24 protein-coding genes and 1 riboswitch are annotated in these 24950 nt (G+C 47.5%); of the genes, 23 read left to right on the forward strand and 1 reads right to left on the reverse strand.

The features are described 5' to 3' along the window. The 6 genes from ACXX53_RS20095 to fur all read left to right on the forward strand — a co-directional run. Positions 1 to 2437: S-layer homology domain-containing protein (locus ACXX53_RS20095; protein WP_458570476.1), on the forward strand; the 2437-nt coding region annotated here is incomplete at its 5' end. A gap of 137 nt (positions 2438 to 2574) precedes the next feature. Then, positions 2575 to 3216: an NUDIX hydrolase gene (locus ACXX53_RS20100; protein WP_458570477.1), complete on the forward strand. Its 642-nt coding sequence runs from the start codon at positions 2575 to 2577 to the stop codon at positions 3214 to 3216. Between the two features lie 267 nt (positions 3217 to 3483). Beyond that, positions 3484 to 4071: an NUDIX hydrolase gene (locus ACXX53_RS20105; protein WP_458570478.1), complete on the forward strand. Its 588-nt coding sequence runs from the start codon at positions 3484 to 3486 to the stop codon at positions 4069 to 4071. Between the two features lie 22 nt (positions 4072 to 4093). Then, a complete protein-coding gene (locus ACXX53_RS20110) occupies positions 4094 to 5284 on the forward strand; it encodes an endonuclease Q family protein (protein ID WP_458570479.1) in 1191 nt (396 codons plus the stop codon). Between the two features lie 107 nt (positions 5285 to 5391). Then, the gene (spoIIM, locus tag ACXX53_RS20115; protein ID WP_458570480.1) at positions 5392 to 6009 is read left to right on the forward strand and encodes a stage II sporulation protein M; all 618 of its coding nucleotides are present in this window, start codon (positions 5392 to 5394) and stop codon (positions 6007 to 6009) included. Between the two features lie 130 nt (positions 6010 to 6139). Beyond that, positions 6140 to 6607 carry a ferric iron uptake transcriptional regulator gene (gene fur / locus ACXX53_RS20120; RefSeq protein ID WP_458570481.1) on the forward strand — a complete coding sequence of 156 codons (468 nt, stop codon included), beginning with the start codon at positions 6140 to 6142 and terminating at the stop codon, positions 6605 to 6607. A gap of 121 nt (positions 6608 to 6728) precedes the next feature. On the opposite strand, the gene ACXX53_RS20125 is transcribed toward fur, so the two are convergent. Further along, positions 6729 to 8048: a S8 family peptidase gene (locus tag ACXX53_RS20125; RefSeq protein ID WP_458570482.1), complete on the reverse strand. Its 1320-nt coding sequence runs from the start codon at positions 8046 to 8048 to the stop codon at positions 6729 to 6731. A gap of 215 nt (positions 8049 to 8263) precedes the next feature. Between ACXX53_RS20125 and ACXX53_RS20130 the strand changes: the two genes are divergently transcribed. The 17 genes from ACXX53_RS20130 to ribH all read left to right on the forward strand — a co-directional run bounded on the left by ACXX53_RS20130 (position 8264) and on the right by ribH (position 24948). Continuing rightward, on the forward strand, positions 8264 to 8500 hold the full coding sequence (locus ACXX53_RS20130; protein ID WP_458570483.1) for a DUF4227 family protein: 237 nt from the start codon (positions 8264 to 8266) through the stop codon (positions 8498 to 8500). An 84-nt stretch (positions 8501 to 8584) separates the two neighbouring features. After that, complete coding sequence (locus tag ACXX53_RS20135) at positions 8585 to 9526, forward strand: tyrosine recombinase (RefSeq protein WP_458570484.1); 942 nt, start codon at positions 8585 to 8587, stop codon at positions 9524 to 9526. A gap of 68 nt (positions 9527 to 9594) precedes the next feature. Further along, the gene (deoB, locus tag ACXX53_RS20140) at positions 9595 to 10776 is read left to right on the forward strand and encodes a phosphopentomutase (protein ID WP_458570485.1); all 1182 of its coding nucleotides are present in this window, start codon (positions 9595 to 9597) and stop codon (positions 10774 to 10776) included. A 100-nt stretch (positions 10777 to 10876) separates the two neighbouring features. Next, entirely contained in the window at positions 10877 to 11710 is an 834-nt protein-coding gene (locus ACXX53_RS20145) for a purine-nucleoside phosphorylase (RefSeq protein WP_458570486.1), read from the forward strand. Positions 11711 to 11773: 63 nt separating this feature from the next. Then, entirely contained in the window at positions 11774 to 13102 is a 1329-nt protein-coding gene (locus ACXX53_RS20150) for a pyrimidine-nucleoside phosphorylase (RefSeq protein ID WP_458570487.1), read from the forward strand. Between the two features lie 430 nt (positions 13103 to 13532). Then, complete coding sequence (locus tag ACXX53_RS20155) at positions 13533 to 14666, forward strand: D-alanyl-D-alanine carboxypeptidase family protein (protein ID WP_458570553.1); 1134 nt, start codon at positions 13533 to 13535, stop codon at positions 14664 to 14666. Between the two features lie 89 nt (positions 14667 to 14755). After that, complete coding sequence (gene spoIIAA / locus ACXX53_RS20160) at positions 14756 to 15109, forward strand: anti-sigma F factor antagonist (protein ID WP_458570488.1); 354 nt, start codon at positions 14756 to 14758, stop codon at positions 15107 to 15109. Continuing rightward, on the forward strand, positions 15109 to 15561 hold the full coding sequence (gene spoIIAB / locus ACXX53_RS20165) for an anti-sigma F factor (RefSeq protein WP_458570489.1): 453 nt from the start codon (positions 15109 to 15111) through the stop codon (positions 15559 to 15561). Before spoIIAA ends, spoIIAB begins: the two co-directional genes overlap by 1 nt. An 11-nt stretch (positions 15562 to 15572) precedes the next feature. Next, positions 15573 to 16328, forward strand: a complete 756-nt coding sequence (gene sigF / locus ACXX53_RS20170; RefSeq protein ID WP_458570490.1) for an RNA polymerase sporulation sigma factor SigF — start codon at positions 15573 to 15575, stop codon at positions 16326 to 16328. Positions 16329 to 16556: 228 nt separating this feature from the next. Beyond that, positions 16557 to 18218, forward strand: a complete 1662-nt coding sequence (locus tag ACXX53_RS20175; RefSeq protein WP_458570491.1) for a spore germination protein — start codon at positions 16557 to 16559, stop codon at positions 18216 to 18218. 129 nt (positions 18219 to 18347) lie between these two features. Next, the gene (lysA, locus tag ACXX53_RS20180) at positions 18348 to 19679 is read left to right on the forward strand and encodes a diaminopimelate decarboxylase (protein ID WP_458570492.1); all 1332 of its coding nucleotides are present in this window, start codon (positions 18348 to 18350) and stop codon (positions 19677 to 19679) included. 146 nt (positions 19680 to 19825) lie between these two features. Further along, positions 19826 to 20254: a peptidylprolyl isomerase gene (locus tag ACXX53_RS20185; protein WP_458570493.1), complete on the forward strand. Its 429-nt coding sequence runs from the start codon at positions 19826 to 19828 to the stop codon at positions 20252 to 20254. Positions 20255 to 20356: 102 nt separating this feature from the next. Further along, positions 20357 to 20620 (forward strand): hypothetical protein, encoded by a 264-nt coding sequence (locus ACXX53_RS20190; RefSeq protein WP_458570494.1) that lies wholly within the window; start codon positions 20357 to 20359, stop codon positions 20618 to 20620. Positions 20621 to 20831: 211 nt separating this feature from the next. Next, a riboswitch (FMN riboswitch) is annotated at positions 20832 to 20986 on the forward strand. Positions 20987 to 21322: 336 nt separating this feature from the next. Continuing rightward, the gene (gene ribD / locus ACXX53_RS20195) at positions 21323 to 22468 is read left to right on the forward strand and encodes a bifunctional diaminohydroxyphosphoribosylaminopyrimidine deaminase/5-amino-6-(5-phosphoribosylamino)uracil reductase RibD (RefSeq protein WP_458570495.1); all 1146 of its coding nucleotides are present in this window, start codon (positions 21323 to 21325) and stop codon (positions 22466 to 22468) included. Next, positions 22453 to 23127 carry a riboflavin synthase gene (gene ribE, locus ACXX53_RS20200; RefSeq protein WP_458570496.1) on the forward strand — a complete coding sequence of 225 codons (675 nt, stop codon included), beginning with the start codon at positions 22453 to 22455 and terminating at the stop codon, positions 23125 to 23127. The genes ribD and ribE overlap by 16 nt, the downstream gene beginning before the upstream one ends. Before the next feature lie 57 nt (positions 23128 to 23184). Beyond that, a complete protein-coding gene (locus tag ACXX53_RS20205) occupies positions 23185 to 24426 on the forward strand; it encodes a bifunctional 3,4-dihydroxy-2-butanone-4-phosphate synthase/GTP cyclohydrolase II (RefSeq protein ID WP_458570497.1) in 1242 nt (413 codons plus the stop codon). A 54-nt stretch (positions 24427 to 24480) separates the two neighbouring features. Then, on the forward strand, positions 24481 to 24948 hold the full coding sequence (gene ribH, locus ACXX53_RS20210) for a 6,7-dimethyl-8-ribityllumazine synthase (RefSeq protein ID WP_458570498.1): 468 nt from the start codon (positions 24481 to 24483) through the stop codon (positions 24946 to 24948). The last annotated feature ends 2 nt before the right edge of the window (positions 24949 to 24950 follow it).

Consider the following 24950-nt stretch of genomic DNA (forward strand, 5'->3'; position numbering starts at 1 on the left):
GAAAGAACAAAGTGTAGCAGTGAAGTACATGCTGGAAGGAACGAAAACGGAGTTGAATCCAGCTACGAGTAAGTCAGGTAAGACAGGCGAAACAGTGAAACTGGAAGCGATAGACATTGATGGCTATACGAAGGTAGCTCCAACTGAAGTGAACTATACGTTCACAGCGGAATCGAACCAAGAGCAAATCTTCTACTACACGGCGAACGAACAAAGTGTAGCAGTGAAGTACATGCTGGAAGGAACGAAAACGGAGTTGAATCCAGCAACAAGTAAGTCAGGTAAGACAGGCGAACCAGTGAAGCTGGAAGCGATCGATATTGCAGGCTATACGAAGGTAGCTCCAACTGAAGTGAACTATACGTTCACAGCGGAATCGAACCAAGAGCACATCTTCTACTACACTGCGAACGAGCAAAGTGTAGTAGTGAAGTACCTGGAAGAAGGAAGCAACCGCCAGTTGATTGATCCAATCACGGTAACAGGTGTAACAGATCAAACGAAGGAACTCAAAGCAGAAGAGATTCCGGGCTATACAGCACTTGAGCCATCGAAGGTAGAGTACAAATTCAGTGTAGGAGCCAGCGGCGAGCATATCTTCTATTACACAGCTAACGATCTTTCGGTAACTGTTCAGTATTTAGAAAAGGGCACTGAGCGTATTCTGAAAACAGCAGATACTGTACCTGGTAAGATGAATCAGACTACAATTCTGCAGGCAGCTGTTATTCCTGGATATACTCCAGAGGAAGAAAGTCAAGAATACTTCTTCCATGTTGAATCATTTCCAGTAATCACCTTCTACTACACGGCGGACAAGCAAGTACTGACCGTGAAGTATATGGAGCAAGGCACAACGAATGAACTGGCTGCATCAACAACTGTAACTGGAGTCACCTATGGTACGGTAGATTTAGTTGCAGCAACTGTAGAAGGATACACGCCTACCTTGACGAGCGACAGCTACACATTCACAGCGGAAGAGAATCAAACTTATATTTTCAACTACATCAAGAATGAAGTACCTAATGAAGATAAGAAGCTGATTGTTAACCATTTGGATGGGGTAACAGGGGCACAGTTAATCGCTCCAGAGCAATTAATCGGTAAACAAGGTGACCAGATTACCCTGACTGCTGGGAAATTGACGGTCTCAGGTGTGACATACAGACCTGAAATTACAAGCCATGTGTATACATTCACCTCTGAACCCGTACAAGAGTACAATTTCAAGTACTTCGTTTATAACGAACCGGTTGAAAAGTACGACGTAAATGTGTTCTACGTGAATCGCAGCACCGGTGAACATTTGAAAGCAGCAGATCTAATCAGTGGATATGAAGGACAGCAGCTTCAATTGCGTGCAGGCGATATTACCGTTGAGATTGCCGTATACAACCCTGACGGTGGGCAGACCGTTACCAAGGTTGTCTACGCTCCTGAACAATATAACTACCTGTATACATTGACGAATAGTCCGGAACAGTCCTACACGTTCTACTACAATCTTAAGGAAGACGTACAGAACGTAACGGTTAAATACCTGGAAAAAGGCACGAATCGCGTACTCGCTGAATCCCAAACTTTAAGTGGTAAGGTTGGATCAACGATAGAGCTGAAGGCGAAGTCGATCAACAACTACCGTGCTCTGGAAAGCAGCACAAGCTATAAGATCACGGAGGCAGCAGGTCAAGAGTATATCTTCTATTATGAAAATACGTATACTCCGCCTACTGTAGATCCTAGACCGCCGGTTCCGCCATTGCCGCCGAAACCGCCTGTGCTCGATCTTGAGAATCACTACAACTATATCCAAGGTTACCCAGATGGAATGATCAGACCTAATCAGCTGATCAACCGTGAAGAGGTAGCAACCATATTCTATCGTCTGATGGATGATGAGAGTCGTGAAACGTACATGAAGACGACCAATACGTTCTCAGATGTAGAAGCAACACGCTGGTCCAATAAGTACATCTCTACGATGCAAAATGCAGGTATCATCGAAGGCTATCCAGATGGATCCTTCCATCCATTCCGCTCGATCACAAGAGCAGAATTTGCAGCAATTGCGGCTCGCTTCGATAAGCTGGATGAGAGACCGAACACGATGTTCTCAGACATCTCCGGTCACTGGGCTGAGAAGTATATTGCTTCAGCTGCTAACAAAGGATGGATCAAAGGCTATCCAGATGGAACTTTCAAGCCGGACCAATACATTACGCGCGCAGAAGCAATGACCTTCATCAACAGCGTTCTGAACCGTAAAGTAACGACTGACGGCTTGCATGAGGATACGATCCAATGGCCGGACAACTTGCCTGGACAGTGGTACTACCTCGATGTGCTTGAGGCAACCAACCATCATGAATATGCAAGAGAAGAGGATGAAACGGAAATCTGGGATGAAGTTAAACCAGTACGGATTTATCCATAAGCATCAATACACAAGAGCTCCATTCCAGTTCACTGACTGGAATGGAGCTTTTTGTATTTAGCGAGTCTGCATCTCCTTCATTTCCCCTCATTCGACAGAACCCCATGATATAATAAGCGGCAAGAGGAGTGATCATAGTGGACAATGTAGAAATATTTGATATATATGACCGACAGTTGAACGGGATCGGAACAGCAAACCGAAGCGATGTCCATCGATTAGGCTTATGGCATCAAACTTTTCACTGCTGGGTTATTAATGAGTACAACGGTGAGCAGCAACTGCTATTCCAGCTTCGGCATCCTTCGAAGGATACATTTCCTAGCTTGCTCGATATCTCATGTGCAGGACATTTACAGTCAGGGGAGACTGTTGAAGATGGTGTACGTGAGCTGGAAGAAGAGCTTGGCCTTCAAGTCAACTTCGGTCAGCTTATGAGCTGTGGCATGTATCTGGAAGAAAGCGAGTTGCCGAATAGTGGGATGGATCGAGAGTTCAGTCACGTATATGCACTGAGGTGCAATAAACCTTTACAGGAGTATAAGGTACAGTTAGAAGAAGTATCAGGACTTTATTGGATATCCATAAAAGATGCGCATGTACTTATGGAGGACGGCGATCAGATCATCCCTGCATATGGATTCTGCATCGACGAACGAGGCTGCTATTCAGACCATCATGTCATCCATGTGCAACAGGATCAATTTGTACCGCATCCTCCGGGTTATTATCGGCAGTTATTTGAAGCTATTAACTGTTTTTCGCTTGGTTCATTTTAATAGGGCGATGATCTCGGAGTATGTCTACAACCTTGGCTTGTTCCCCTGCTTGCATCATCAATCGGCGGAGCTGAGCTTTAACTTCCATGCTGGTTCCACTCATCCATAGTTGAGATTCATATTTCATTAGCTTCATTCATTATCGTTCCTTTCGATAGAGGTGCAAGCTTCGAATTGGACAGGCTCATTTGTTATAATGAGTATGTGTATCGATACGAAAATATGTGTTCATTTCACAGGATTCCAGAATATAAAGGAGAGAGTATGATGAAACCATCTGATAAACATATTGCGAAGAGTGACGGAACGCTGTTTGAGGAAGTGACGGTGGATACGCAATCGATCTTTAAGGGGAAAATAATATCTCTCCAAGTAGATACAGTGAAGCTTCCTAATGGCAGTGAAGCGACACGAGAAATTGTGCGTCATCCTGGCGCTGTAGCAGTATTAGCTATTCGTAATGACAAGATGATTGTCGTCGAACAATATAGAAAACCACTCGGCAAATCCGAAGTTGAGATTCCAGCAGGGAAGCTGGATCCAGGCGAGCTGCCTGAAGCAGCGGCGATGCGCGAGCTTGAAGAAGAAACGGGCTATACAACCGAGAAGCTGATCCCATTAGGCTCTTACTATACATCTCCTGGATTCGCTGATGAGATCATTTACGTGTATGCGGCAGTAGATCTTATTGAGGGAAAAATGAATCCAGATGAAGACGAATTCTTATCCGTGAGTGAAATGACGCTAGAGGAAGCGTATGAAGCTATGCGTAAGGGCAGAATACATGATGCGAAGACGATCCATGCGCTCTATGCATGGCATTTGTACAAGCTGACAGGCAGCTGGCCTGTGTAACACATAGGAGTGAATATGATCGATGGAATTACCGCTTCAAACGTATTATGGAGACTTTCACATCCATATTGGCGCGACTTCGTCAGGCTCACCCGTCAAAATTAGCGGAAGCAGAAATCTAACATTTGAGGCCATTGCCCATGAGGCATCTGAACGAAAGGGTCTTGACCTGATCGGCATCATTGATTGCCATGCTCCAGGTGTCCTGCAGGATATCGCTCAGCTCTTGGACAATGGCGAGATGATCGAGCTCTCTGGCGGTGGAATCAGGTATCGCCGGACAACTATAATGCTGGGTACGGAGATCGAACTGAAGGAACCGGGCTTTGGTCCAGCGCATGTCCTATGCTATATGCCGACATTTGAAGCGATGCAGCATTTCTCCGCTTGGTTGTCGAGGCATATTCGGAACATGAACCTATCGACACAACGTGCTTATGTGACATGGAGAGAACTGCAGGAGGAGACCGCTGCTAGAGGCGGGGTATTTATTCCCGCACATATCTTCACTCCGCATAAGAGCTTATACGGCTCGTGCTGCGATCGTATCACTGACGTCGCGGATACGGTGCTCATAGACGGAGTGGAGCTTGGGCTGAGTGCCGATACAGCTATGGCTTCACATTTGTCCGAGTTGGACAGCTATTCCTTTCTGACGAATTCTGATGCTCATTCGCTGGCTAAGATCGCGCGTGAATACAACGCGCTTCAATTGGCAGAGCCTACATTTTCCGAATGGGAGAAGGCGCTGCGACAAGATAAAGGACGATGTGTTGCCGCTAACTATGGCTTGAATCCGCTGCTTGGTAAGTATCATCGGACGACCTGTATAAACGGCCACCTGATGCCTAATGCTGACCTGGCCTCCTGTCCATCATGCGGCAGTGCTCGTCAGATCGCGGGTGTTGCGGATCGTATCGATCGGATCGCGGATCGCAGCGAGGCGGAAGTACAGCAGCAAGCGTTGCATCGCCCGCCATATATTCATCAGGTTCCGCTTGAATATATTCCGGGAATTGGTCCAAGAGTGCTGAATCGTTTATTGGATCAATATGGTACGGAAATGAATGTGCTCCACTGCGCCACTCCATCACAGCTGACGGATACAGTTGGAGAAGTGTTGGCTGAGAGAATTGTTAGTGCGCGAGAAGGACGCTTAATCATTCAGAGCGGTGGCGGTGGCAAGTACGGGAAAGTAGTAAGCCGACAATAGAGTTGGATAAGGCTAGATGGGCATATGAGGACAGGCTCACGCATACATTGGTAGGAGTATGAACTGAACCAACAGTTTACCTTGACCTTTGAAGGGAGTCTGTCGCGATGCCATCCATGATTCCTAATGTACGCCAGTATGTTCATCTTTATATTTTTGTATCCGTGTTGTTCATCGTTGGCGTCATCTTCGGTGCCATACTTGTGAATGCCCTTACCTTAGAGCAGCAGGAGGAGCTGTCTAGGCAAGTTAGTCAGGTGTTTGTCAATATCAGTGTATCTGAAGGGAGCCAAAGCTTCTGGAGCTCCCTATGGACGTATTGGCGTTGGGTTTCCATCATTGCGCTCCTTGGCCTGTCCATTATCGGTTTCCCCCTTATATTGATCGTTGATTTTCTAAAAGGGGTGCTGATCGGATTCACAGTAGGAACGCTCGTCTCCCAATATTCTTGGAAGGGCGTCTTTGTTGCACTGGCTGCCGTAGCGCCGCAAAATATGTTTGCCATACCGCTCCTGCTCATGGCGAGTGTAGCTTCAATTGCATTCGCATTACATATACTTAAGCACAGGCTGTTCGTACCGAAGTTACGATCAATTAAGCAGCAGTTTCTTGATTATGCATTGGCTCAAGCCGGTTCAGGAGTTGGATTGATTGGGGTCGCAGCGTTTGTTACCTGGGTTAGTCCAATATTAATGTATTGGGTTTCTTCTTTAGTCATACTATAAAGTTACACACCTTAGACGTTCACTAAAGTTATGCAGTTGACTTCTAGCAAATGATTTGACACTCGTTGCTGTCACCGCCTATAATGATAGAAGTTAGTCGATTTACGGCTAGGCGGCAAGGGGGGAGACCATGGAATCGCGGATTGAGAAGATTAAACAACAATTACAATCCCAAGGATACAAGCTGACACCTCAGCGTGAAGCTACTGTACGCGTACTGTTAGAGAATGAAGAAGATCATCTGAGCGCAGAGGATGTATTCATGCTCGTAAAGGAAAAAGCACCCGAAATCGGTCTTGCCACCGTGTATCGTACATTAGAATTGTTAAGCGAATTGCATGTCGTTCATAAGCTTAATTTCGGCGATGGTGTAGCTCGGTACGATCTAAGAGGTGACAGCTCGAAGCATCATCACCATCATCTGATATGTGTTCAGTGCGGCAGTATGCAAGAAGTGCTTGAAGACTGGTTAGGTCCTTTAGAGGAGCGCTTGGCACTGGAGTTTCAATTTCAAGTTGTTGATCATAGGCTTGATTTTCAAGGCATATGCAAGAACTGCCAAGAGAAAGAACACGATAAGCTGAACGGACAAGAGTAACTTATTTAGAGACTTGCATACTTACAATTGAACGGAAACCATCTGTGAACAGACGGTGACATAAGAGGAGCCACGGACCTATAGTTCGTGGCTCTTAACTATTGAAAGGTATCACAAGCGATCATCGTTTACGTCTCAATTTTCGGCCAGTAGAAGGTTTGATGAGCGCATTCGGTGTTGAAGCATAATAAACACGGCTTCGTCGCTGACTAACTTGTGCGGCGGCAGCTTTTGCTGTTGATGCAGTATTCGGATTGTGAGCTGGAATTGCCTTGCGTCGGCGTTTGTCGGAAGAAGCGCTGAAATCGGCTGCTTGCACAGCTTGCTTCGCATCAATGATACCAGCGCCTTGCGCGTACTCGCTTATATCTGGCAAGCGATGAGCTGTCGATCTCAATAGCTCTCTTACTTCATCGGGTGTAATCGTTGGATTGACCGCTAGAATAAGCGCAACCGTGCCGCTGACATGTGGCGCTGCCATCGATGTGCCTGAATCAACGGAGAAGCCCTGCTTATGATTCGTGGATACGATTCTGTTACCGGGAGCACTGACATCGATACCGTATCCTCGGCTGCTGAATGACGGAATTTGCTTTTTACGATCGGTTGCCGCAACAGCAATGACTTCAGGGTAGATTGCAGGCTCCTCAATTGTGAGGTTGTTAGGACCGCTGTTGCCGGCGGAAGCGATCACGATAATGCCTTGCTGATATGCTTTATAAATAGAAGCACGCAGTAAATGGCTGGGTCCGTCAAGTCCAAGACTCATGTTGATGATGTTCATGCCATTCGCAATACACCATTCCACACCTTCGATGATATCGGAAAGAAATCCATCTCCACGTTTGTCAAGTGCTTTAACGCCATACAGTGATACCTTAGGAGCAACTCCAAAAGGCATATTCATTCTTCCAGCAGCGGCTGCTATACCTGCAACATGAGTCCCGTGTCCGTTATCATCTTCATAAGAATGATTTCTACGAATCGTATTATATCCTCCTGCAATAACCAAATCGTTATGTCGAGAAATTCCAGTATCTATTATTCCGATCTTAATGCCTTGTCCTCGTGACTCGCCCCAGGCTTCAGGAGCGTGAATATCCTTTAAACCCCAAGGGATTCGCGCTGCCGCTTTCGACTCTCTTATAGCAGCGGATCTCCTCTTATGAGAAATGTCATGTATTTTTGCTCTAATATCTGTTTCTATGCGCCTTATACTGGGATGTTGGATTAGTGAGCACAGCGGCTTAGAGTTGTCAAAGTGGCAGCATAGCATATTAGCCGCTTCCACTTGCTTAACAGGAACGATGCCTTGCTGTTTCAAAGCGCTGGCACACAGTTTATAAGATTGGCGATCCTCTAATAAGATCATCTTGCGTATCGTGTCGCGTGAAGGCGTGCTGTGCACTACCGCGGTCAACATGTTAGGCAATTTGGCCATCGGGCATAAAACCTCCCATAATAAACGGGGATATCGCATTATTAGCATCGTTGTATCCATATCGTATGAGGATACATGCGGAAGTGTTATGGACATGAACCCAATCCTTATGCTGCATGTCATATAAGGGCTTGCTCATTCATACGTTATTCGTAGCATATGAGAGATGACAAGCAATACATTGGAGAGTTCAGTCTAGCCGAGGAGGACACTTTATGATCATTTCAGTCAGAAGATGGATGTCGCGAATCAAATTCGTTTCTATTTTTATCATCGGCACCTATCTGATGTTCGAACTGCTAAACACGGTCAGCGTATGGATTGCGCCAGTGGACAAGTATCGAGAACCTCACGGCAGGGCCGTTAAGGCCTTTCAACATGACCCAAATATGAATATGGATCCGAATACGTTTGCGGATCGCTTGCGACTATTTTATTGGCTGGGGGAATAAGTCACACTTATCGTTCGCCTTCGGTCCTTGACTGGTGTACAATATGAATAAATCCAGTGAATGCTTTAAGGGAGACCGGAGTCTATGTCGCGAATAGAACAACAATTAGAGCAATACTTACAGCATATGACGGAGGATCGTTATCTCTCACCTCATACGAAGGATGCATATGAGCGAGATGTGCGATCCTTTATTTCGCATGTCCGGGAAGATGGCTTAGAAGATGTCTCACAAGTGACGGGAGTGCATATGCGGCACTATTTCGGCCAACTGAGGCTTAGTGGTCGAGCTGCATCTACCATTTCGCGCCACAAAGCGGCGGTGAGATCCTTCTTTATGTACTTGATTAAGGAAGGTGATGCGGTTACGGATCCGACGATGCAGATTGAACTGCCTCGTACAGAACGCAAGCAGCCAACTTTATTGACGATTGAGCAAGTAGAGCAGTTGTTGAACACTCCTGATCCGCATTCTGCCCAAGGGATTCGCGATCGCGCGATGCTAGAAACCTTATATGGAACTGGAATGCGTATCACAGAGCTTATCGCGTTAAATTACGAAGATGTTCATTTGCAGCTGGGATTTGTCCGATGTATCATGAATCGTAAGGAGCGGGTAATACCGTTAGGGCAGGTAGCGATTGAAGCGATACGTAACTACCTAGAGCAGGCCAGACCTGAATGGGTTACGGAGGAAGCAGACAACATGGCTGGAGATGAAAAGCCGCTGTTTGTGAATATGCGCGGTCAGCGATTGACCCGTCAAGGCTTCTGGAAGATGCTGAAGAAGTACGCTGCCGACCTGAGCTTGGATATATCCTTAACCCCTCATACGCTTCGTCAGTCATTTGCCGCGCATCTACTGAGTAATGGCGCTGATCTGCACGCTGTGCAAGAAATGCTAGGCCATGCGGATGCTGCTACGACACAGAGATATGCTGTAGTTTCGGACAAGCGTCATAACATGAAGGATGTCTATACAATGGCGCATCCTAGAGCTTTCGCGCAGAATAAGACAGACCATTAACCACATCTTGATCGAAGTATGTGAAACCGTCAATCTACGCAGAATACACCATATGAAATAGAGGAGTGATGGGCATGAGCAAAAAGTTTCGTCGAATAATCGTAATCGTATTGGATAGTGTAGGAATTGGTGAGCTTCCTGACGCCGAGAAGTTTGGAGACTTGGGTTCTCATACACTTGGACATATCGTGGAGCGTGTTCCCGGAATCCGAATCCCGAATATGCAGCGTCTCGGACTTGGCAACATCGCTGACTTGGGAGCGGTAAAGCCAGTTGATAAACCATTAGGTGTATATGGCAAGATGGCGGAGATCTCGGCAGGCAAAGATACAATGACAGGGCATTGGGAGTTGATGGGCTTACATATTACGACCCCGTTTAATGTATTTGACGGCTTCCCGGATGAGCTGATTCAGCAATTCGAGAAGGAGACTGGGCGTAAAGTTATCGGGAACAAACCAGCATCCGGTACGGAGATCATTAAAGAGTATGGCGAAGAGCAGATGAAGACAGGGGCTTGGATCGTATATACGTCAGCCGATAGTGTGTTCCAGCTCGCGGCGCATGAAGATGTGATCCCGCTAGAAGAGTTGTACCGCGGATGCGAGATTGCGCGCAGACTTACGCTGGAAGAGCCGTATACGCTCGGACGTGTTATCGCGCGGCCATATGTCGGTGAGCCGGGCAATTTCAAGCGCACACCGAATCGTCATGATTATGCGGTGAAGCCGCCGGAGCCAACCGTTATGAATGCATTGGTCGACAAGGGCAAGACGGTTATCGCAGTGGGCAAGATTAACGACATATTCACAGGAGAAGGAGTTTCAGCTTCCTATCCGACGAAGAGCAATGCGCACGGTATTGAGACAACGATTGAGCAGATGGGTCAATCCTTCGAAGGACTGCTGTTCACTAACCTTGTTGACTTCGACTCCTTATATGGACATCGTCGCGATCCAGAAGGCTACGCTTCCGCATTAGAGGAATTCGATGCCGCCGTTCCTAAACTATTAGAACTGACCGGTCCTGAAGATCTGCTCATGATCACGGCTGACCACGGCAATGATCCTGTTCACCCAGGAACGGATCATACGCGTGAGTATGTGCCGTTATTAATGTACAGCCCGTCTATCACAGCAGGAAAAACGTTGGGCATTCGTGAGACGTACGCTGATCTGGGTGCGACAATTGCCGACAATTTCGATGCGGCGATGCCGAAGATCGGACGGAGCTTCCTGAACGAGCTTTAATTGCAGGAACAGCTCAAATCATAGGTCGATGATAAGATCTGATCAAGTACATTCTATGCTAGAACTAACTATTTAATGGGGAACATGAAGGAGTAATAAGATGAGTGAAGTAAAGATTTCCTTTTCACATATTCAAGAAGCAGCGGCTTATATCCGCAGTGTAACGACAGTAGAGCCGGAAGTGGGTTTAATACTTGGTTCTGGTCTTGGAGTATTGGCTGACTTGGTGGAGAATCCTGTGACGATCGCATACGGTGATATTCCACATTTTCCGCAATCGACTGTTGAAGGTCATGCTGGAGAACTGCTAATCGGTACTATTAATGGACGTCCAGTTGTCCTGATGAAAGGCCGCTTCCACATGTACGAAGGCTATGGTCCGGAGATGACGGCATTCCCTGTTCGTGTCATGAAAGCAATCGGCGTCAAGCAGCTATTAGTTACGAATGCCGCAGGCGGCGTAAATACGTCTTTTCAAGCAGGCGATCTGATGCTGATCAGCGACCATCTGAATTTGCAAGGGTTGAATCCACTCGTTGGACCAAACGATAATCAGCTTGGGCTGCGTTTTCAGGATATGTCCGAGGCTTACAGCAAGCGACTGCGCGGTATCGCGAAACAGGTAGCTGAGCAGCAAGGGTTTACCTTCCAAGAAGGGGTATATGCAGGCATGCTCGGACCGAACTATGAGACACCTGCAGAAATTCGCATGCTGCGTGTTCTAGGAGCTGATGCGGTGGGAATGTCGACGGTAGCCGAAGTATTGATTGCACGTCATGCTGGCATCGAGGTGCTGGGAATCTCCTGTATCAGTAATATGGCGGCAGGTATCTTGGACCAGCCTTTGTCGCATACTGAAGTCATGGAAACAGCAGAGAAAGTGAAAGCGCAGTTCCTAAAGCTTGTCGTCAGCATTATACCTGCAATGGCGTAAGATTGACTGCCTGTATAATCTAGCTGATCTGATCGTTTTCTATTATTAGAGGAGGTGCTGTTGGTGAGAGCTGTGGATATTATCCATAAGAAACGCGAAGGGCAGACCTTAACGAACGAAGAGATTTCATTTATGATACAGGGCTATAGTAATGGAACTGTACCTGATTATCAGGTTTCAGCTTGGGCGATGGCGATCTGCTTCCAGGGTATGAATGCGCAGGAGACCGCCCAGCTTACATTGGAAATGGCGAAGTCAGGCGATCAGATCGATCTAAGCCCGATCAAAGGGATTAAGGTCGATAAGCATTCGACTGGCGGTGTTGGCGATAAGACGACGCTCGTGCTGGCGCCGATAGTAGCAGCAGCGGGTGTTCCAGTTGCCAAAATGTCCGGACGTGGACTTGGTCATACCGGTGGAACGATCGATAAGCTTGAGGCGATCGCAGGTTATCAGGTAGAGCAGTCTCGTGAGCAATTTTTCGAGCAGGTAAATAAGATAGGAGTTTCCTTGATTGGACAGAGCGGCAATATTACGCCTGCGGACAAGAAGCTATATGCCCTTCGGGATGTAACGGCTACTGTAGAATCTATCCCGTTGATTGCAAGCTCTGTCATGAGCAAGAAGATAGCAGCAGGTGCTGATGCGATCGTGCTCGATGTCAAAACAGGCAGCGGCGCGTTCATGAAGACGCTGGATGACTCTATCGCGCTTGCTCAGGCTATGGTGGATATCGGTACGGAAGTAGGACGTGATACAGTCGCGATTATTTCCGATATGGATCAACCGCTCGGTCATCTGATCGGCAATGCGCTAGAGGTGGAAGAGGCTATCTACACGCTGCGCGGCGAAGGTCCGGAAGATCTGCACGAGTTGTGTATGATTCTTGGCTCGCATATGTTGGTGCTTGGTCATCAGGCGGCATCGATCGATGAAGCGAGAGCCAAGCTGGAATCGCATATCTCTGACGGCACAGCATTAGAGCGGCTAAAAGAGCTGGTGCAATGGCAGGGCGGAGATGTATCCATGATCGAGGATCCGAATAAGCTGCCGCATGCGGCTAAACGTATTGAAGTGACCGCTGAAATAAGCGGCTATGTATCTTCGATAGAAGCGGAGAGTATCGGCATCGCGGCGATGCTGCTTGGTGCAGGACGTGAAACGAAGGAGAGCATTATCGATGCGGCAGTCGGACTTGATCTTCGCAAGAAGGTTGGGGATGCAGTGCATAAAGGAGATATTCTCGCGATTATGCATGTAAACGACGACCAACGTGTTGAAGATGCGCGCAAGCGAATCGTGGATGCGTATCGGATCAATCCAGATCCTATCGGTGCTAAACCGCTCGTATATGCGATTGTAACCAAATCAGGTGTAGAGCGATTTGTTTGATATAGCATAATAATTTGATTATTCGAAGGCGACTTCCCTCTAGTTTACTGGAGTGGGGGTCGCTTTTTTGGTATGCGAGGACGGTTGAGTTCACGTTCCCACTAACTCAATTCTGCAAACTCCTTATAGCAAGAGATGATAAACAGATGAAGTCTTCGAGCAAAATGTGGAATAATTTACTTGATACAGGAGACAATGGTTATAAGGCGCATCTGTTTGGGCTTTTTGTTATCTTTGAAATTGGTTCTAAGTTACAAAGAGGGCAGTTGCAGCATCATTGCTATTTTAGGAGGGAACGATGTTGAGCCGTAACAATCGATGGAATCGATGGATTTACGTGTGCATCTGTATTACTTTGATCGGAGCTATCAGCTTTCATGCTCCACTGGCAGCATATCAGCTCGATGTACCAGCCATAGACTCCTCTGTTATGTCTTCTGGTACTCCAGAAGCTATACCAACAGAGACAACTGCAGGAGAATCTCTGCAGCTCGCAACCAGTGCGCGTTCAGCGGTGCTGATGGATGCGGATACAGGCACCATTATATTTGAGAAGAATAGTCACGACCGACTTCCACCTGCTAGTATAACCAAGATTATGACGATGCTGCTAATCATGGAAGCAGTCTATAATGGCAAACTGAAATGGACTGATAAGGTCAGAACTAGTGAATATGCTGCTTCGATGGGTGGTTCACAGATCTTTCTTGAGCCTGGTGAAGAAATGACGGTTCAAGAGATGATGAAAGGGATTGCTATGGCATCGGGCAACGATGCATCTGTTGCTATGGCAGAGAAGATTGCCGGTTCGGAGCAAGCTTTTATACAGATGATGAATGCCAAGGCGAAAGAGCTGGGCATGAATGACACGAGCTTTGCGAACTGTAATGGGCTGCCAGCGAATAACCACTATAGTTCAGCGCACGATATTGCTTTGATGTCGCAAGCGCTTATGAGATACCCTGATGTGACGAAATACACGGGAAAATACGAAGATTATCTTCGTCAAAATACGAGTAAAAAATTTTGGCTCGTGAATACGAACAAGCTGGTACGCTTCTATACTGGAGCTGACGGCTTGAAAACGGGCTATACATCAGAAGCCAAGTTCTGCCTCTCCGCAACCGCTAAGCGTGACAATCTGCGCGTTGTCGCAGTTGTACTTGGCGAACCGAACACGAAGACTCGCAATGCGGAAGTAACCCAGATGTTCGATTATGCATTTGCTCAATACATGAGCGTTCCTTTGGTCAAAAAGGATGATCAGATCGGTACCGTTACGATTGAAAGAGGCATGAAGGAGAAGCTGAACCTCTCTGCTCAGCAGTCGTACAATCTGCTAATGAAGAAGGGCGAAGACGCTAGCAAGATACGCTATGAGCTGCAGGCGCCAAAGTCGATTAAAGCCCCGGTGTCAGTTGGACAGAATATTGGCAAGATCGTTGTCTACCAAGGTGATAAGGCGATACGGGAATATCCTGTCGAATCAACAGAAGCCATAGAGAAAGCTGGCTGGTGGACACTTTTCAAGCGGACTACGGGCAAGTTGTTTTTTGTCAACTAAAGGCGTTGTGCTTCTAGTTTTGTCATCGAGCAGGAATTGGTTATGGCGATAGCGAATGATTACGGCAACTCGGGAGGAGAGTGAGACGGATGAATTTGCATGTGGAATTGGTACAGCATCGCAACATATTAATTACTCGTTTACGCGGTGAGTTGGATCATCATACTTCTGAAATTGTGCGCATCCAATTGGATGAAGCGATTCAACGAGGCCAGGTGAACCATGTTGTGCTTAGTCTGAAGGATCTAACTTTCATGGATAGTTCTGGGCTCGGCGTCGTATTAGGTCGTTACAAGCAGATCAAGACCAAGGGCGGTAAGATGGTCGTCTGTGATATGAACCCAGCGGTTCGCCGCTTGTTCGAATTGTCAGGGATGTTCAAGATTGTAAGTGTTTATGATAACGAGCGCATGGCGCTTAACGGTCTGGAGGTCGTATCATAATGGCTAATTCAGGAACGAACCACATGACATTGCAATTCGCGAGCCGTTCGGAGAATGAGGCATTTGCACGCATAACAGTAGCGGCCTTTGTTTCTCAGCTCGATCCGACATTAGAAGAATTGACGGACTTGAAGACCGTTATCTCGGAAGCAGTTACTAACTGTATCATCCATGGGTACGACAATGACCCTAATGGTGTTGTAACGATCTCAGCAATCATTGAAAATGAGTCGGTTACGATTACTGTAAAGGATGAAGGGCGAGGTATTGAAGATCTGGACATGGCCAGACAACCGCTCTTCACATCAAAGCCGGACTTGGAACGCTCAGGTATGGGCTTTACGATTATGGAGAATTTCATGGATGAGTTTGAGGTTCACAGCGAACTCAGCCTAGGTACAACGATTCGCATGAAAAAGCGGATTGAATCGAAAAAGGCGCTCTATAATTAGGGGTTGATGCCATGGAGGTCGACTTGAAGCAATCGTCAAACACGTATCTGGACGACGCTGAAGTCAAGCGTCTCATTGCGCTGAGTCAATCGGGCGATACATTTGCTCGAGATCGGCTCGTTAATTGTAACATTCGACTGGTCTGGTCGGTCGTACAGCGCTTTATGAATCGGGGTTATGAGCCGGAGGATCTGTTTCAGATCGGTTGTATCGGCTTGTTAAAATCAGTAGACAAATTTGATTTGTCATACGATGTTAAATTTTCTACTTATGCGGTTCCGATGATTATTGGTGAGATTCAACGTTTTCTGCGCGATGATGGGACGTTGAAGGTTAGCCGCTCACTGAAGGAAATGGCGAATCGAGTGCGCAAGACGAAGGACGAGCTTTCTAAACGGCTCGATCGTCTGCCAACCATTAAAGAAGTAGCGGATGAACTCGGAATAACACCAGAGGATGTTGTCTTTGCACAGGAAGCAAATAAGCCCCCGACCTCTATTCATGAAACGGTGTTTGAAAACGATGGGGATCCGATCACCCTAATGGATCAAATTGCGGACGAATCGCAGGAACGCTGGTTCGACAAGCTTGCTTTGAATGAAGCTATTGAGGGCTTGAGCGAACGAGAACGCCTAATTGTATATTTGCGTTATTTTCGTGATCAGACACAGTCGGAGGTTGCTAGCAGGCTTGGCATTTCTCAAGTACAGGTCTCGCGGCTGGAGAAGAAGATATTGCAGTTAATTAAGTCGCAGATCGCTCAATAACCATGCTTACCGGGTGCTGCCCATTAGTCGTTAACAGATGACTAATGGGCAGCACCTTTAATTTTGCCAAATAAAAATCTACTGTTGGAATAGTCTCGTTGTCACCAATCCTCAACTAATTACCATTCGCACTCATGAACTTAGAGTGGAAGATCCATACTAAGAGGGACGAGTGGATGTACATAGGCCTTATGGCTGCAAGTCGATATGGATGAGGAGGATGATGAGATGTCCAATAAGCCACCCGGATCCGATCCGGAGGCATCAGAGCTAGAGGATCAACAAGATCAACCTGAAACGCAAGTTTATGATGAATACAGCATATCGTCTGATCAAGGCAGCAAGTCAGAAGAACAGGCACTTCTGAGAGCAAAAAGTAGTGAATATGCTAACAGCCTAAAAGAATCTGTCTTATACTGGCAGGGGAACGATACCGTACCGCGGCACTTATCCGATGTTAAGAAAATGTTGACGAATGTCGCTGGATTAGGTGATAACTTTGATGTCAATTTCCGCGAGTTGTCGTTCTCTAACCGTAAGATGGCTCTGTTCTACTTGTCAGGCTTTGCAAATGAACCGTTAATGGACTTGTTTCTGATGCGGTTATCACTGTTAGATAAGAAGCAGATAGACACCAACTTGCTGCAGTCGTATATCGAAACCTACATCACTCACGTGCAAGCGGAAAAAGTAACCGAGTTGAGCGTGGTCATTGCTAAGGTACTGCAAGGCAACAGTGCAATGTTTATCGATCATGAAGGTGCCGCTATCGTCATGGATACGCGTAAATATCCAGCGCGCGGACCGGAAGAGCCATCTCTAGAGAAAGTTATTCGTGGCTCACGCGACGGCTTCACCGAGTCGTTAATGCAGAACATTGGACTTGTTCGTCGGCGTATCCGTGACCCAGGGCTAAAAGTCGAGATCACGAGAGTAGGTCGACGTACGGAAACGGACGTCGTCGTTATGTATATCGACGACATCGCTGATCTTAAGCTCGTCAAGAATATACGGAAGAAGATTGATGAGGTGGATCTCTTTGGCTTGCCGCTTGCAGACAAGCAGCTGGAGGAAGCGATCTTTAAGAAGGGCTGGAATCCATATCCATTAGTTCGATATTCGGAACGTCCGGATACTGTAGCTGCGCATCTGTTGGACGGAAATGTCGTTCTGATGGTTGACACCTCGCCATCTGTCATGATCATGCCTACGACATTCTTTGATCTATGTCAGCATGCGGAAGAAAACAGACAGACACCATTTATCGGTTCATACCTCAGATGGGTCAGATTCGTCGGGATATTCGCCTCTCTGTTCCTTCTTCCGCTCTGGCTGCTGCTCGTTACTGAGCCTGGTCTAAAGCCGCCTGAACTGACGGTATTAGGTCCGAACCAAAATGGAAGACTGCCGCTTCTGATGCAGTTTTTACTAGCTGAGTTTGGTTTGGATCTGATGAGGATGGCATCTGTTCACACCCCAACGCCGCTCGCTACAGCAATGAGCTTAGTAGCAGCTATATTAATTGGCGATGTCGCGGTGAAGACAGGGGTATTCGTTCAAGAGGTTATTTTATACACGGCCGTTGCGGGTATAGGCATGTTTGCGACGCCAAGCTATGAGTTATCGTTAGCGAATCGGATTGTACGATTGCTGCTGCTCATAGCCGTCACCATTTTCAAGGTTCCGGGTTTGGTCGTAGGCATCACGCTGTTTATCGTCTGGCTTGCTACCCATCGCTCGTACAATTCATCTTATTTGTGGCCGTTTATTCCTTTTAATGCCAAAGCCATGTATAGTGTGATAATACGACTGCCGGTGACATACAGCAAAGATCGTCCGAGCTTCAATAAGACGAGAGATAATACGAAGATGCGTAAGGCGAAGAAGTAATAAGGAAATGGACATCCCGGTGGCAAATTAATGCAAATGTTGAGCGAATTTGTCCATTCTTTCGCCTATAGCATTCTTGTTATACTCTGAATAATAATGGGATTGGTATAGGAAATGGGGAATGGATCAATGTACTTACACGGAACCAGCGTAATAAATGAGCAAGGTCATTTGGCAATTGGCGGCGTTGATACGGCGGACTTGAAAGCACAATTTGGTACCCCGCTGTACATCGTGGACGAAGCATTAGTTAGAGAACGCTGCCGCCAGTACATGGAGGCGTTCCGCGCATCACGCTTGAACTTTCAAGTTGCGTACGCCAGCAAGGCATTCTGCGTCATGGCGATGTGCAGAATTGTTGAAGAACAAGGATTATCGCTTGACGTCGTATCCGATGGTGAGTTGTATACGGCACTTCAAGCAGGATTTCCAGCACAGCGTATTCATTTTCACGGAAACAACAAGACACCTGATGAGATCGAAATGGCACTCAAAGCCAACATTGGCTGCTTCGTCGTAGATAATTTTACGGAGCTTCATCTTCTTAACGCAATGGCGAAAGAGCGCGGTTGTAAAGCAAGTGTTCTGCTTCGTGTAACTCCCGGTGTAGAAGCGCATACGCATGAGTATATTTCAACAGGTCAAATAGATTCGAAGTTTGGCTTTGATATCGGGAATGGAGCTGCATACGAAGCAGTGAAGCAAGCGGCTGATGCAGAAAGTTTAGAGCTATTGGGTATACATTCTCACATCGGTTCGCAAATCTTCGAGGTTGAAGGCTTTCAGTTGGCAGTTGAGCGAGTAGGCCAGTTTGCTCGTCAAGTGATGGAGCAGAGTGGCATCAGCTTCAAAGTCGTCAACTTGGGCGGAGGCTTCGGCATTCGCTATGTGGAAGGGGATACACCGCTTGCTGTATCCGAATATGTGAAAGCTATTACGGATGCTGTGAAGCAGCATTTTACTGGATTGTATGACGCGCTGCCGGAGATCTGGGTTGAGCCTGGTCGCAGCATTATTGGCGATGCGGGAACTACGCTATATACCGTGGGTTCTGTAAAAGAGATCCCAGGCGTTCGCAAGTACGTAGCTGTTGACGGCGGGATGTCAGATAATCCGCGACCTGCTTTGTATGAATCCCGCTATGAAGCGCTGCTCGCAAATCGCGCGTCGGAAAAAGCAACTGAGGTTGTTTCGATCGCCGGCAAATGCTGTGAAAGCGGTGATATGCTGATATGGGATCTTAACCTGCCGCGTGTCAACCAGAATGACCTGCTCGCAGTATCCTGTACCGGTGCCTATAACTATTCGATGGCAAGCAACTACAATCGAATCCGCAGACCTGCAGTCGTGTTCGTACAGGGAGGCCAAGCTGATCTCGTTGTAGGTCGCGAAACTCATGGAGATATTGTGAGCAAGGACGTGATTCCTGCTCGTTTGCTGAAACAGCCGGTTCATGTATAACCAACAAGCATTGGATCGCGCCATGATCGACAGCTCGGGAGAACTCCCGACTGATCCGATCATGGCGCTGTTGTGTTTAACGACAATCCAATGATATACTGTTAAGGATGTCTACATATCGCATATCAGAGAGGATGTTTATCATAATGAAAACAGCAACAATCACGATGGAAAAGGGCGGCCAGATCGTCATCGAAATGTTTGAGAACGAAGCTCCTGGAACTGTAGCAAACTTTGAGAAATTAGCCAATGAAGGCTTCTATAATGGACTAACTTTCCACCGCGTCATTAAAGATTTCGTTGCTCAAGGCGGATGCCCGCATGGAACAGGCACCGGCGGCCCTGGTTACACGATCAAATGCGAAACTAAAGGAAACCCTCATAAGCACGTGCGCGGCGCATTGTCCATGGCTCATGCTGGTAAAGACACGGGCGGCAGCCAGTTCTTTATCTGCTACAGCGCATTCCCGCATCTGGACGGCGTTCACACCGTATTCGGTCAAGTGACTGAAGGCATGGATATCGTTGACGGAATCAAGCAAGGCGATAAGATGGCAACAGTTGAAGTAAAGTAATTGTGTAGGAATATAGATTGTGCAGACCCCTCTTATGCCTCGTGCAGCGGAGGGGTTTGCTTTAGATCGGAACTTCATTACTTCATAAAAGAGGTGTAAGAAATGACAGCATTATGGATCATCTGCGTCTTGTTAATCGTGGTGTCCATTGTCATCTGGGTAAGGATTCGAGCTCGTCGATCTGCTAATCCTAAGGTAGTATCGATTCATTCCGTTAAGAAGCCAGTAGCGGGTGATCAGAAATGTTCTAATTGCAAGCATAAGGTTAAGAAGCTGACATTCTATGCGGATCATAACGGTTCAATCATCGGATTATGTAAAGAGTGCAAGCCGCTTGCGGAACGCAAGGACCTTATGCCATTATAGCTGCTGCACTGCGGATCGTTGAGGATAATTTGGCGTTTTCAAGGCGCCGCTATGAGATTCCTCATAGCAATGTTCATATGAGCTCGCATATGTAATATCCCTAACTTTGGAAATTACGAAAGTGATGTGCAAGGTTGCAAAACAGCGAGACTGGTGTTAAACTTGCTTTGCAATAGTAACTTATTCATTTATACTTGTTTTACAATATATGACAAACCTTCAGGGCAGGGTGCAATTCCCGACCGGCGGTGATGAGTGGACAGTCGTTCATTCTTAGTCCGTGACCCGTGCGAATCGAAGCATTCAAGCGGTGGATCTGGTGAAATTCCAGAGCCGACAGTATAGTCTGGATGGGAGAAGGGAGTCAGGATCGGTTAAGCTTAAGCTTGACCTCATATAGTTCTTTTTTTCACACTACAAACATATGTCGATCCGGCGATCCGGTTGGTGTATGGCTTTGGGTGCATCTAGGCGATTTTTGCTGAGAACCTCAATGTATTTGAATATGCTCGATTCTAGATCTCTATTTAGAGTCAGCATACATCGTGAAAAAGAGTACAATCCTGAATCGATGACGACCATGCCCTGCGGAACCTGTTCCGGAGGGCTATTTGTATAGATTCGATATGCCGTACATATTGAATTACCCCGAAGGTGAAGCATAAAGGTACAGACGATCGGGAATTAAAGGAGGCGTCCTTCATGCTGCAGCCTGTTATTAATGATGAATACTATATGAGATTGGCGATCGACATGGCGGAACGCGTACTGGGCCAAACAAGTATTAATCCTGCGGTAGGCTGCGTGATCGTGAAGGAAGGCCGAGTAGTCGGCTTCGGCGCACATCTCAAGCGCGGAGAAGGCCATGCCGAAGTGCATGCTCTTCGCATGGCGCAAGAGCATGCTGCGGGGGCAACGGCCTACGTTACGCTTGAGCCGTGCAGCCATTACGGCAAGACGCCGCCATGCAGCTTGCGCCTGATTGAAGCGGGGGTGTCACGCGTAGTTATCGCGTGCACGGACCCGAATCCGGTTGTGTCGGGCAGCGGCGTCAAGCTGCTGCAGGACAACGGCATTGAAGTCGCCGTAGGCGTATTGCAGAGTGAGGCCTATCATCGTCTGATCTCGATATTCGCGAAGTATATTACGACGCGAATGCCATATGTGACGATGAAGACGGCGCAGACGCTCGACGGCAGGATTGCTACGCATCGCGGGCACAGCCAATGGATCACGAATGGCATGGCTCGTGAACATGTTCATGCGATGCGGCATCGCCATCAGGCGATCATGGTCGGAATCGGCACCGTATTAGCCGATAACCCCTCCTTGACGACGCGCCTATCGGTGCCTGCCCTGCATCCAGTCCGCATCATCGTCGATTCCAAGCTGCGCCTGCCGCTGGATTCCAAGGTCGTAGCAGATCAGCACGCGGAAACATGGGTGCTGACAACGAACAGCGCGGATGCGGTCAAGGCAGAGGCTCTGCAACAGCATGGAGTTACAGTTATCGCTGTCAACGATGGTGAAGAGGTTGACATGACCGCGGCGATGGTCGAGCTTGGACAGCGTGAGATTGGCTCCGTCCTGCTGGAAGGCGGGGGCCGCCTGAATGGCTCTATGCTGAGAGCAGGGCTGATCGACCAAGTCGTACTGATGATGGCACCGAAGATTGTAGGTCATCCATCAGCACCTGGGAGCTTTAGCTTTGAAGGGCCGGAGCTCATGAGCGAAGCGCTTGAATTAGAACGTATCCAGGTAGAGATGCTGGATGACAATATCGTGGTAATTGGATATCCCGTTAACCGAACACACAGAGAGGAGGGGGAGACTTGTTTACCGGATTAATCGAAGAGATTGGAACGATGCAGAGTATAACGAGACGCGGCGAGGCGATGGTGCTGCATATTCGAGCAAAGAAGGTGCTGGAAGGCATCGCGTTAGGCGACAGCATAGCGGTTAACGGCGTCTGCTTGACGGCAACCGCTTATGATCGAAGCTCATTTATGGTTGATGTGATGCCTCAAACGTTCAGGCATACGAATCTGAAAGATCTAGCGCCGGGCTCGCCAGTCAATCTAGAACGCGCGATGGCGGCGAACGGCAGATTTGGAGGGCATATCGTACAGGGACATGTGGATGGCATCGCTGAGATTACACGGCGTACGCCGGATCAGAATGCGGTTGTGTTTGAATTTAAAGCGGAACGCACTGACCTTGGCAAATATCTCATACCGAAAGGCTCCATCACGATAGATGGAATCAGTTTAACCTTAACGAAGGCAGAGGATGGCGTATTCGGAGTTTCTATCATTCCGCATACACTGGCTCAAACCGCGCTGCAGCATAAACAGCCGGGTGACACGGTAAATATTGAATGCGATATATTAGGCAAATATGTCGAACACCTGCTTCGATATGGAAGCAAACAGCCGGAAGAAACAGCGGAGAGTACTCGATCCTCTGGCTTGAGTATGGCATTCTTGGCGGATAACGGCTTTATCTGATTGAAGAGTTAAGCAAGCTTGTAGATATATATGTTCGAAACGAAGGGAGAAGCTATCATGGAACAACAATTTAAGTTTGATCCCATAGAAGAAGCCATCTATGACTTGATGCAAGGCAAGGTAATCATCGTAGTTGACGACGAGGATCGGGAAAATGAAGGGGATTTCATCGCTTTAGCGGACAAGGCAACTCCTGAAGTCATTAACTTTATGATCACGGAGGGTCGAGGACTTGTATGCGTGCCAATTACACCAGAGCGCGCAGAAGAGCTGGATCTACCGCCGATGGTTACACATAACACGGACAATCATGGTACTGCGTTCACTGTATCTATCGACCATGTGGAGACGACAACAGGTATCTCAGCTCATGAACGGTCGCTGACAATAAAGCAGCTGATCAACCCTAATTCGAAGGCGGCAGACTTCCGCCGTCCAGGTCACATCTTCCCGTTGATCGCGAAGAAAGGCGGCGTGCTTCGCCGCGCCGGCCATACAGAAGCTGCAGTAGATCTGGCGAAGATGTGCGGTGCTTCACCTGCAGGCGTTATCTGCGAGATCATTAAGGAAGATGGCAGCATGGCCAGATTGCCAGACTTGATCGAGTTCAAGAAGCAGCATGACCTGAAGCTGATCTGTATCAAAGACTTGATTCATTACCGCAATGAAAAGGAAAACCTTGTACATCGCGAAGTGGAAGTGAAGATGCCGACTGACTTCGGTCAATTCCGTGTCGTAGCCTACACGAATCAAGTGGATAATAAAGAGCATGTCGCGCTCGTAAAAGGACATATCGATCCTTCTCAGCCAGTGCTTGTACGCGTGCATTCCGAGTGTTTGACTGGCGATGTATTCCATTCACACCGCTGTGATTGCGGACCTCAATTCGAGGCAGCGCTCAAACTCATTGAGCAAGAAGGCACAGGCGTACTTCTCTATATGCGTCAAGAAGGCCGCGGCATTGGCTTGATCAACAAGCTGAAGGCTTATAAGCTGCAAGAGCAGGGCTACGATACAGTAGAAGCCAACGTGAAGCTTGGATTCCTGCCGGATCAACGCGACTATGGTATTGGCGCTCAGATTCTGAAAGATCTCGGTGTGCGGAAGATTCGTCTCATGACGAACAATCCGCGCAAGATCAAAGGTCTTGAAGGCTACGGCTTGTCTGTGGTTGAGCGAGTGCCAATTCAGATTCAAGAAAATGTCGACAACACGAAATACTTGCATACGAAGCAGGAGAAGCTGGGGCATTTGCTTCGCTTTGACGAGCTGGAGCAAAGCGAACGAGTCAGTGAGTAATTGTAATATTAACTATAAATCATGAGGAACACATATTGAGGAGGAGCTGCTATTATGGCAACTATTTATGAAGGTAACTTAATTTCCCAAGGATTAAAATACGGTATCGTTGCAGGTCGTTTCAATGAATTCATCGTCTCCAAGCTCGTTTCGGGTGCGTTGGACGCACTTAAGCGTCACGGCGTTCAAGAGGACGAGGTTGATGTAGCTTGGGTTCCAGGTGCTTTCGAGCTTCCGCTCATCGCACAGAAGATGGCTGAAAGCGGTAAGTACGATGCGGTTATCACGCTTGGCGCAGTCATTCGCGGCGCAACTCCGCACTTTGACTTCGTATGCAACGAAGCGGCTAAGGGAGTTGCTCAAGTCGGCATGAAGACAGGGGTCCCAACGATCTTCGGCGTACTGACTACAGACACAATTGAACAAGCGATCGAACGCGCTGGAACGAAGGCTGGCAATAAAGGTTGGGAAGCTGCAGCGACTGCAATTGAAATGGCGAACTTGACGAAACAGTTCAAATAATG

This window comes from Paenibacillus marinisediminis (genome assembly GCF_054343325.1).